The 3,539-nt window shown below is 44.8% G+C and carries 3 protein-coding genes; 1 reads left to right on the top strand and 2 read right to left on the bottom strand.

Annotated elements, in window-relative coordinates; genetic code table 11:
* Nucleotides 1–1,137: leucine--tRNA ligase (gene leuS, locus AB4496_RS12510; RefSeq protein ID WP_372131063.1), on the bottom strand; the 1,137-nt coding region annotated here is incomplete at its 3' end.
* A 263-nt stretch (nt 1,138–1,400) separates the two neighbouring features.
* Between leuS and AB4496_RS12505 the strand changes: the two genes are divergently transcribed.
* The gene (locus AB4496_RS12505) at nt 1,401–1,871 is read left to right on the top strand and encodes a zinc ribbon-containing protein (protein WP_009848479.1); all 471 of its coding nucleotides are present in this window, start codon (nt 1,401–1,403) and stop codon (nt 1,869–1,871) included.
* A gap of 91 nt (nt 1,872–1,962) precedes the next feature.
* Here AB4496_RS12505 and lnt read toward each other — a convergent pair whose 3' ends face one another.
* Nucleotides 1,963–3,480 (bottom strand): apolipoprotein N-acyltransferase, encoded by a 1,518-nt coding sequence (lnt, locus tag AB4496_RS12500; RefSeq protein WP_009848480.1) that lies wholly within the window; start codon nt 3,478–3,480, stop codon nt 1,963–1,965.
* Nucleotides 3,481–3,539: the final 59 nt, after the last annotated feature.

Raw genomic sequence — 3,539 nt, 5'->3', positions numbered from 1 at the left:
ACCTTTCTCAGTGTAAGCCGCTTCAGACACGTCTAGATCAGAACCATCTTCAGGTTTGATCACTGGGATGATATCGATGCCGTACTTAGTTGCGAATTCGTAGTCACGTTGGTCGTGAGCAGGAACCGCCATTACCGCACCTGTGCCGTAATCCATAAGAACGAAGTTTGCTACGTATACAGGAACAACACGACCGTTAAGAGGGTGGATAGCCGTTAGGCCAGTATCCATACCTTTCTTTTCCATCGTTGCTAGTTCTGCTTCAGCCACTTTGGTGTTACGACACTCTTCAACGAATGCTGCAAGCTCAGGATTGTTCTTTGATGCTTTCTCTGCAAGTGGGTGACCTGCAGCGATACCAACATAAGAAACACCCATTAGTGTATCAGGACGTGTTGTGTACACTTCTAATGGCGCTTCTTCACCGTTAACAGCGAAAGATAGCTCAACACCTTCAGAGCGGCCGATCCAGTTGCGCTGCATGGTCTTAACCATTTCAGGCCAACCTTCAAGGTTGTCTAGATCGTCTAGTAGCTCTTGAGCGTACTCAGTGATTTTAATGAACCACTGTGGGATTTTCTTTTGTTCTACCGGAGTATCACAACGCCAGCAGCAACCGTCTTCTACTTGCTCGTTTGCCAGTACAGTTTGGTCGTTTGGACACCAGTTAACAGAAGAAGTCTTCTTGTAAACTAGGCCTTGTTCGTAAAGTTTAGTGAAGAACTCTTGCTCCCAACGGTAGTACTCAGGCGTACACGTTGCGAATTCACGTTTCCAGTCGTAACCAAAGCCTAAAAGTTTAAGCTGGTTTTTCATGTATTCGATGTTTTCGTAAGTCCACGGAGCAGGCGCTGTGTTGTTTTTTACAGCTGCGTTTTCTGCAGGTAGGCCGAATGCATCCCAACCAATTGGTTGCATTACGTTTTTGCCTTGTAGACGTTGGAAACGAGATACCACATCACCGATGGTGTAGTTACGCACGTGACCCATGTGCAGTCGGCCACTTGGGTAAGGGAACATAGAAAGACAGTAGAATTTTTCTTTGTTTGGGTCTTCACTTACAACGAAAGTTTCGCTGTTATCCCAGTGTTGTTGAACCTTTTGTTCAATCTCTTGCGGGTTATATTGTTCTTGCATCGATGGTATCCGGTTATCTTGGAATTTGTGAGTTCGGTTAGAACAGAATCTTACAGATCGTCATAGAATACCTAAAGGAGCTGAGTACAACAATAGTTATACCCTTCATACTTGCAGTTGCTGCCTAGTAGATTGTGTAATTTTCACTGAATTTCGCAGGGCAACTATACTTAAGAGTATGAATTGCATTTGTTTGTGAGCGGGAGTGCATTGCGGCGCATCCGTTTGCTCGTTTCAAGGTTGGTTATCTTAAGGAGGTTGTTATGCCGAAGAAAAAAGCACTCTATGAAGAAGTCGTCGAAGAGGTGATAGAAACGCTGAAGCATAGTCCTGAAGAGCTTAACAACAAAATAGAAACGTCAGGTAAGTATGCGAAAGCAGCCAACGACATGACCAAAGACGAGCTGTCGTTGATTTCCGCTTACGTAAAATCGGATTTAAAAGAGTTTTCCGAAAGCTATGAAGAGAGCAAAAGTGGTCCGTTTTATTTAATGATTGCAGACTCTATTTGGCAAGGGCTGTTGGATATTACTGATCGTACTAAGGTGGAATGGGTTGAGTTGTTCCAAGATCTTGAACATCAGGGCTTATATCAAGCGGGTGAAGTCATTGGGTTAGGCACCTTGGTATGTGACGAGTGTGGCCATCAAACCGAATATAACCACCCAACCAATATCATTCCATGCATTAAATGTGGTTCTAAAGGGTTTAGTCGTAAAGCCCTTAAACCGTAAACTTCTGAACTATAGCGATATCAATGTTAAACCGCAGCAATCAAAAAGGGTTGACCCAACCAGTCAACCCTCTAATCACTTTTCTTCGAATCTAGCTCTTTGGCTTTCTTATTAGCCAACCCATCGCCAAGCTGAGCATCGCCCAGATGTACAGTGGCCAAGTACCAACTGTGTGATAAGGCGTTTGACCATCCGTTGAAATGAGTTCAGCTTTTAATACGGCCGTTTCAAACTGAGGTATTTGCTTGATGATGTTGCCTTTGTAATCGGTTACTGCCGTCACACCATTGTTGGTCGAGCGAATAACTGGCTTACCAAGCTCCAGAGCACGCATCTGTGCGATTTCCATATGTTGCAGTGGACCAATCGAACGACCAAACCACGCATCGTTAGAGAGCGTTAAAATAAAGTCCGTCTCATCAGTCACGCTTTGTCTAACTTGATCATTAAAGACGATCTCATAACACAACGCAGGTGCTAAGTGACGGCCATTTGCCACGATGTTTGGTTGAACAAAATCGCCACGGCTAAATGATGACATCGGCAAGTTGAAGAACGGTGCCAATGGGCGCAAGATATTTTCAAACGGCACAAACTCACCAAATGGCAATAGGTGATGTTTATGGTAGCGTTCGTCTGGATCGTAGCTGTATTCACCGTATGGATTGACACCTAGAGAAAGAACGCTGTTGTAGTACTTCTTATCTTCAGACTGATTGAGTACGCCAGTGATGATTGAGCTGTTGTTCATCTTCGCTGCGCTATCTAAGTTACGTAAGAAAGATGGAATTTCAACTTCGAATGCTGGAATAGCGGCTTCAGGCCAAATGATGATATCGGCATCCCAGTTTTCTCTACTTAGATCTGTGTACTTCATCATCGTAGGCCAGCGGTGGCTTGGTAGCCATTTACTGTCTTGATCTACATTGCCTTGAATCAATACCACTGAGGTTGTTTTTTCAGGGTTCGGTGTCACCCAATCGATATTTCGAATGCCAAAACCTGCACTGAATACGATCGCAGGGATGATGCCAACACTCCATGCTTTATTGATAACCATATAAGCGAGTGCAGATGCAGAGACAATGACTGCCAGAGTAATTAACTCGACACCGCCAATCGGTGCAAACGAGCCTAGTGGAGAATCGATTTGGCTGTAGCCAAGCCAAAGCCAAGGAAAGCCCGTCATTACCCAGCCACGTAGCCAATCACTGATTAACCACAATGCAGGAGCTGCGAGGAAAAAGCGGCTTAGGTTATTAGCAGGGAAGTACTTGTTTAAGCTCCAGGTAAATAGGCCTGAATAAACCGCTAGGTAGCCAATGAGCAAAGCCATCAAAAACAGGTTGGCTGCCAGTGGCATGCCGCCAAAATGATCGATGCTGACGTATACCCAGCTGATACCTGTTGCGAATTGGCCTAAACCCCATCCGTAGCCAATCCAAAGCGCACTTTTAGGAGAACGGTTGTGGATCAGTAACAGCAACAAAGCTGGGCTGAGAATAGCAAGAGGCCATATAGAGTATGGAGCGAATGAAAGGGTGGTTATAGCGCCAACAAAAACGGCCGCTAGCGGCCGTAATAGGCGATGAATAAAGGTCTTAGTCATCTAATTTCTGTTATCTCTTTAGAGAGAAGTTGTTATTCTTCGATAGTAGGAAGAGGCTG

This window comes from Vibrio sp. 10N.222.46.A1, assembly GCF_041473595.1.
GTDB lineage: Bacteria > Pseudomonadota > Gammaproteobacteria > Enterobacterales > Vibrionaceae > Vibrio > Vibrio tasmaniensis_A.
The sequence above is the reverse complement of the archived record's forward strand: the minus strand, read 5'-3'. Positions and strand labels throughout refer to the sequence as shown.

Coding starts and splice junctions, on each gene's coding strand:
- AB4496_RS12505 (WP_009848479.1), top strand. CDS start 1,401: ATGCCGAAGAAAAAAGCACTCTATGAAGAAGTCGTCGAAGAGGTGATA.
- lnt (WP_009848480.1), bottom strand. CDS start 3,480: ATGACTAAGACCTTTATTCATCGCCTATTACGGCCGCTAGCGGCCGTT.